This window comes from Methylocaldum sp., from assembly GCF_035627495.1.
Lineage (GTDB): Bacteria > Pseudomonadota > Gammaproteobacteria > Methylococcales > Methylococcaceae > Methylocaldum.
On record NZ_DASPLO010000004.1, the window covers coordinates 52,283 to 58,884 of the forward strand.

At 60.1% G+C, this 6,602-nt stretch carries 7 protein-coding genes; all 7 read left to right on the top strand.

What is annotated here, in order from left to right:
* Positions 1-41: 41 nt before the first annotated feature.
* Positions 42-1,193: a CgeB family protein gene (locus VEB01_RS00420; RefSeq protein ID WP_324872129.1), complete on the top strand. Its 1,152-nt coding sequence runs from the start codon at positions 42-44 to the stop codon at positions 1,191-1,193.
* Entirely contained in the window at positions 1,190-2,374 is a 1,185-nt protein-coding gene (locus tag VEB01_RS00425) for a CgeB family protein (protein WP_324872130.1), read from the top strand. Before VEB01_RS00420 ends, VEB01_RS00425 begins: the two co-directional genes overlap by 4 nt.
* Positions 2,375-2,376: 2 nt before the next feature.
* Entirely contained in the window at positions 2,377-3,489 is a 1,113-nt protein-coding gene (locus VEB01_RS00430; protein ID WP_324872131.1) for a CgeB family protein, read from the top strand.
* A 107-nt stretch (positions 3,490-3,596) separates the two neighbouring features.
* Complete coding sequence (locus VEB01_RS00435; RefSeq protein ID WP_324872132.1) at positions 3,597-3,875, top strand: hypothetical protein; 279 nt, start codon at positions 3,597-3,599, stop codon at positions 3,873-3,875.
* 345 nt (positions 3,876-4,220) lie between these two features.
* A complete protein-coding gene (locus tag VEB01_RS00440; RefSeq protein ID WP_324872133.1) occupies positions 4,221-4,670 on the top strand; it encodes an SRPBCC family protein in 450 nt (149 codons plus the stop codon).
* A complete protein-coding gene (locus VEB01_RS00445) occupies positions 4,654-5,874 on the top strand; it encodes a hypothetical protein (RefSeq protein ID WP_324872134.1) in 1,221 nt (406 codons plus the stop codon). Before VEB01_RS00440 ends, VEB01_RS00445 begins: the two co-directional genes overlap by 17 nt.
* Before the next feature lie 430 nt (positions 5,875-6,304).
* On the top strand, positions 6,305-6,602 hold a 298-nt coding region (locus VEB01_RS00450; protein ID WP_324872135.1), incomplete at its 3' end, for a hypothetical protein.

Sequence of the window (6,602 nt, forward strand, 5' to 3'; positions counted from 1 at the left end):
AACCCGCTCGTCATGTCTAACGATAACAATGGAATACTAAGATGAAATTCGTCCTCTTTTATCACTCCTTGATCTCCGACTGGAACCACGGCAATGCCCATTTCTTGCGGGGCATCGCCACCGAACTGCTCCAACGCGGCCACTGCGTCGAGGTTTACGAGCCGACCGACGGCTGGAGTCTTCGCAACCTTCGGGCCGAACAGCTTCCCAACTCGCTCATGGGATTCTTCGAAGCCTACCCCCAACTGCTCAGCCGCTTCTACAACATCAACGACATCGATATCGGCGCCGTTCTGGCGAATGCGGATGTGGTCATCGTGCACGAGTGGAACGATCCCGCTCTGGTAAGACAGATCGGACGCCATCGCGCCCGGTCGACTCATTACCGATTGCTGTTCCACGACACGCATCATCGGGCCGTAACGGACCCGAAATCCATAGCCCGATACGATCTGGAACACTTCGACGGCGTACTGGCGTTCGGCAACGTACTGCGCGACATCTATTTGGATCGGGGCTGGACCTCGAGAGCCTGGACTTGGCATGAGGCCGCCGATACCCGCGTATTCCGGCCGATGATGCGCGAACCCGAGGAAGGCGATGTGGTCTGGATAGGCAACTGGGGCGACGACGAACGCACCCGGGAGCTCAAGGAATTTCTGCTCGACCCGGTGCATGCCCTTAAGCTGCGGGCGCGCATTTACGGCGTGCGTTACCCGGCACCGGCGCTCGGAGCCTTGTCCAAGGCCGGGATCGAGTACGGCGGATGGCTTCCGAATTATGAGGTTCCACGAATGTTCGCCCGCTTCAAGGTAACGGTACACGTCCCGCGGCGGCCTTATTGCGAAGCGCTGCCGGGCATACCGACCATACGTCCCTTCGAAGCGCTGGCCTGCGGCATTCCTCTGGTCAGCGCACCCTGGGACGATGTCGAGGGATTGTTTACGCCGGGCAGGGATTTCCTGGTCGCCCGCACACGCCATGAGATGAAGGAAGCCATCGGAGCGATTCTGCACGATCGCAAATTCGCACGAACTTTGGCCAACCAGGGCCGCGCCACCATACTCGGGCGGCACACCTGCGCTCACCGCATCGACGAGTTGCTGGACATCTGCCGCGAACTGCGCCTGTCCCGTCCCATGGAACACAAACCGAGGAAAGCGCCCGCTTTCATGGAAGAGAGGTCTTTATGACGCACCGCTCCAAAGTCGCGTTTTTCGGCTCCAGCCTGGTCTCGTCCTACTGGAACGGCGCGGCCACCTACTACCGCGGACTGATTCGCGCCTTGAGCGTGCTGGGCTACCGCACCACCTTCTACGAACCGGACGCCTTCGAACGGCAGCAGCATCGCGATATCGCCAATCCGACCTGGGCGGACACGGTGGTCTATCCCGCCACCGAACAGGGCGTGTCGAAGGCGCTCGAAGCCGCCCGGCAGGCGGATATTCTCGTCAAGGCGAGCGGCGTCGGCGTATTCGACGAATGGCTCGAACGCGAGGTGCTGAGTCTTCAGGCCCCAAATCGAACCGTCATCTTTTGGGATGTCGATGCTCCGGCCACCTTGGAGCGGGTTCAACAGAACCCGGACGATCCCTTCCGCACCCTGATTCCCCGTTACGACATCATCCTGACCTACGGCGGCGGTCCGCCCGTCGTGGAAGCTTACCGGGCGCTGGGGGCACGGGATTGCGTGCCGGTCTACAACGCTCTGGACCCGGCGACGCATTATCCGGTACCGCCAGATCCCCGGTTGGCCGCAAACCTGGCATTTCTCGGCAACCGCCTGCCGGACCGGGAAGCGCGGGTGCACGAATTCTTCTTCGAACCCGCGAAGCATCTCCCCGAGGCCCGCTTCCTGCTCGGCGGAAGCGGGTGGGAGTGCAACGCGCCGGCGCTTTCCAACCTCCGCTACCGCGGCCACGTGTACGCCCGGGAGCACAACGCCTTCAATTGCAGTTCGCGCATGATCCTTAACATCAACCGCAGCAGCATGGCGCGCTTCGGCTATTCCCCCGCCACCCGGGTGTTCGAGGCGGCGGGCGCCGGGGCATGTATCGTCACGGATGCCTGGGAGGGCATCGAACAGTTTCTGGAACCGGACCGGGAGATCCTGGTCGCCCGGACGGGCGACGATGTCATCCGGTATCTCCGAACGATTTCCGAAGCACGCGCCCGTGCGATCGGTGCCGCCGGCATGCGGCGGGTGGTTGCGGAACACACCTATGCGCACCGGGCGGCGCAGGTCCATCGGATTCTTAACGGGCTGGCGGGAGACGGCGCTTTGAGCAACACGCATTCGCCGCAATCTAATAGTGAAGGGAAGTCTCTTCTCAAACGGGGTAATGCCTCCTTACAACCGCAAACAGGAGTTTGACCATGTCCGAGCCATTGAACATCGTCATTCTGGGACTTTCAATCACCTCATCCTGGGGCAACGGCCACGCCACGACCTATCGGGCGCTGGTGCGCGGCCTGAACGCGCGCGGCCATACCGTGCTGTTTCTCGAGCGCGACGCGCCCTGGTACGCGGAAAACCGGGACTTGCCCAACCCGCCTTACGGCACGACCTGCCTTTATGCCGATGTCGATGAATTGAAAGACCGGTTCACCGAAGATGTGGCTCAGGCCGATCTGGTCATCGTCGGCTCGTATGTTCCGGACGGCGCCGCGGTCGGCCAGTGGGTCATCGACACGGCGCATGGCCTTACGGCTTTCTACGACATCGATACGCCGGTCACGCTGGCGAAGCTGGTGCACGGCGATTACGAATATCTGCACCCGGATCTGATCCCGCGGTACGGTCTTTATCTATCGTTCACCGGCGGGCCGATCCTGTCCTGGCTCAAGCGCTCGTACCACGCGCAACGGGTCGAGCCGCTCTACTGCTCGGCCGATCCGGATTTATATTCTTCCGACTTCGGCGCAATCGAATACGACCTCGGCTATATGGGTACTTACAGCGAGGATCGGCAGCCAACGGTCGAGAACTTGCTGCTCAAACCGGCGCGCCGCTACGAAAACGGCCGATTTGCCGTTGCGGGGCCGCAGTACCCGGAAGCCATCGCCTGGCCCCAGAACGTTCGCCGCATCGAGTATTTGCCGCCCGCCGCGCACCGGCGCTTCTATACCTCCCAGCGGTTCACGCTCAACGTCACGCGCCGCGACATGATCCGGGCCGGTTACTCGCCCAGCGTACGCCTGTTCGAGGCCGCCGCCTGCGGCACGCCGGTCATTTCGGATTTCTGGCAAGGACTCAACAGCTTCTTCAAGATCGGTGAGGAAATCCTGGTGGCCGAGCGGACGGACGACGTTCTGCGTTATCTCCAGGAGGTATCCGACGCCGAACGGATCCGTATCGGCGAACGGGCGCGTGCGAAGGTGCTTGCGGCCCACACCTCGACCCATCGAGCCATAGAATTGGAAAATCATGTGCGCCGGGCACGGGGCGGCGCCAATCCCCGTCCCCGCATTATTCACGGCTACGGCTAGAGCGGTTCTTGGTGTAGCGGACATGCTGCGCACAGCCTACACCGAACTAAAAAATGCTCTAGCCACGAGAATTCACTACCGGATGACCATCGCCAGGAGGTATTGACATGTCGCACGAATCGAAAAAAACGACGAATCACGAGGAGATTCGCCGCTGGGTGGAAGAGCGGGATGGCTGGCCCGCGACCGTCAAAGGTACCGCCGGCAAGGAAGACGAGGCCGGCATCTTGCGCATCCGGTTCACCGAAGGCGGCGATACCCTGGAGCGGATATCCTGGGAGGCTTTTTTCGACAAGTTCGAAGAGCAAAAGCTGGCTTTTCTTTATCAGGATAGGACGCAGAGCGGAGAAATCAGCCGTTTCTTCAAGCTCGTACGGCGCGATTGATCGCCGAACCCTACAAAGCGCCGGCTTTCGACTCGTCTTGACTCCTTCGAAACGGCATTGAACGGGCTCCGCCGAAGGGTTGAGATAAATTTGCCCAAGAAATTCCGCTCACAAGATCGCCATGTTCTTCAGCCGTCTTTTTACGCGCCGCAGTGCGCATGAGACCTTACCGATTCCTTGCGAACCGCAGTGCCCGGACAGTGTCAAATTTTTAAATCGGTCGGTTAACGGAAAGTAACAGATCGCCTCGTTGTGATCGCCGATCGGTAACGACTCATCGAACGCATGCGCCGATTTGATCGGCGCATTCCGAAACTCGAATAGACAAGATCCAAGGAGTATGAAATGGCTAGTCTGCACAAATCCATCGAAGTCAACGTGCCGGTAAAGATTGCTTACAACCAGTGGACGCAATTCGAGGACTTTCCGAATTTCATGGAAAACATCGTGGATGTTCATCAGATCGACGATAGCCATCTGCACTGGCACGCCGAGATCGGCGGCAAGCACAAGGAATGGGATACCGAAATCGTTGAACAGGTGCCGGACCATCGCATTGCCTGGCGCACCACGGTCGGGCCGGAGAATCACGGCGTGGTGACCTTCGAACCGGTAAGCGGCGACCGCACCCGCGTCAGCGTGGACATCGAATATCAACCCGAAACCACGATGGAAAAGGTCGGCGATATGCTCGGGATGGTTTCGTCCAACGTGGAAGAAGACCTGGAGAACTTCAGGGACTTCCTGGAATCGCGAGGACACGAAACCGGCGCCTGGCGTGGCGAAATCCATTAAGGAAGCGGTTTCGGAATTCATGACCGCGGACTACGGCCCGAATCCGTCGCTTTTCAAATCTTACTGGATGGGAGGATTCGAGGGGGCTACACATATCAACTCGACGGGCAAACGCCTGGACATGGTGGCTTCAACGCAGCACGACATCCATGTGGACAGCGACTATGCCATGCTGCGCGACGTGGGCATCCAGGTGGTGCGCGAGAGCGTGCGCTGGCATCTCATCGAACGCGGCGGACAGTTCGACTTCTCATCGCTATTGCCCATGCTGCGCGCGGCCAACGAGCACGGCGTCCAGATCAACTGGACGCTGTGCCATTATGGCTGGCCCGATGATTTGGATCTCTTTTCGCCGGCGTTCGTGCACCGCTTCGAGCGTTTCGTCGGTGAAACCGCCCGCTTTATCGCCGACCACAGCAACGCCGAACCGTTCTATTCGCCGATCAACGAAATCTCGTTCATCTGCTGGGCCATCTGCCACAGCTCGACCATGTACCCCTATGCCAGTCACGGCAAGGGACGCGACAACGAGCTCAAGCGCCAATTGGTGCGGGCGGCGATTGCCGCCATCGAAGCGGTGTGGGAGGTGGACCCGAGGGCGCGCATCGTGCACGTCGACCCCATCATCCATGTGATCGCCCCGCTCGGCCGCCCGGATTTGGAAGAGGCGGCTCGCGCCACGCGGAACTCGATGTACGAATCCTGGGACATGCTGCGCGGCTCGCGGGACGAGGATCTCGGCGGCGACCCGAAGTATCTCGATATCATCGCGGTCAATTATTACCACTCCAATCAGTGGGAGTATCTGACCAACGACCGGCTGTTCTGGCATCTGAAGGACCCGCGCCGGCTGCCGCTCCATTGCCTGCTGCAGGAAGTCTACGAACGTTACCGGGTGCCGATGATCATCGGCGAGACCAGCCATGTCGGTGTCGGGCGCGGCGAATGGATCAAAGAGATCGCTGCCGAAGCCTGCAAGGCCCTGCAATTGGGCGTACCGCTGGAAGGCATCTGCTTGTACCCGATCATCGACCGGACGGACTGGGACAACGACCATCACTGGCACAACAGCGGACTATGGGATCTTGAACCGGATCAGAACAGGGTACTGCGCCGCATGATTAACGAACCGTATTTGGCCGACCTGCAGGAAGCGCAACGGCTGCTTGCCCAGGAGGAGTGCAAATATCGGCCGCCGGATTAGGAGTTCGGGCCATCGGCTCCGGCGCTGTTTGCCGGGAACGCGGAGCCTGTCCTGAGCGAAGCCTGTCCTGAGCCTTGTCGAAGGGGCGAAGGGCTTATCCCGGCCTACTCCGGGCCGTTCAGTCCTTCCCCGGACTTAGGGAAGGACTCGGGTCGGGTAAGTCATCCAAGTGGGCGTACTTATTCCTCTCCTCCGAGCCGGGGAGAGTTAGGGAAGCTCTGATTAAGTCCTTCGACAGGCTCAGGACGAACGGTAACGTATTGATTCCGTTCGTGGTGAGCTTGTCGAACCATGAACGGAATCGACTTGTTCAGAGCTTCCTTAGGGTGGGGGCGAGGGAAAGAATTACATAGAAATAACCGGGGCGTCGTCTCGACACGCGGAGATTTCCGGTCGAGACAATGGACGCCTCAGCACGGAAGGAGGTTTCATGGAACAGGCACTCACGATTGTCGTATTTTCCCACCTGCGCTGGACTTGGGTCTGGCAGCGGCCGCAGCATCTGCTGTCCCGCTTGGCCAAACGGCACCGCATTCTCTTTATCGAAGAGCCCGTGTTGATCGAGGACGGCCGAGCGGCCCATTGGCAGCTCGACGAGCCCGAGCCGAACCTGCGGGTCTTCACGCCCTTTACCCGGATTCCCGAAGGCGGCTTCCACGACCATCAGCTTCCGGTGCTGAAAACCTTGCTGGATGACCTCGCCCACCGCGAACGGCTCCACCACCCGG

Bases quoted from the DNA above. Each gene is read 5' to 3' on its own strand.
- VEB01_RS00425 (WP_324872130.1), top strand. From the start codon at position 1,190: ATGACGCACCGCTCCAAAGTCGCGTTTTTCGGCTCCAGCCTGGTCTCG.
- VEB01_RS00420 (WP_324872129.1), top strand. From the start codon at position 42: ATGAAATTCGTCCTCTTTTATCACTCCTTGATCTCCGACTGGAACCAC.
- VEB01_RS00440 (WP_324872133.1), top strand. From the start codon at position 4,221: ATGGCTAGTCTGCACAAATCCATCGAAGTCAACGTGCCGGTAAAGATT.
- VEB01_RS00435 (WP_324872132.1), top strand. From the start codon at position 3,597: ATGTCGCACGAATCGAAAAAAACGACGAATCACGAGGAGATTCGCCGC.
- VEB01_RS00430 (WP_324872131.1), top strand. From the start codon at position 2,377: ATGTCCGAGCCATTGAACATCGTCATTCTGGGACTTTCAATCACCTCA.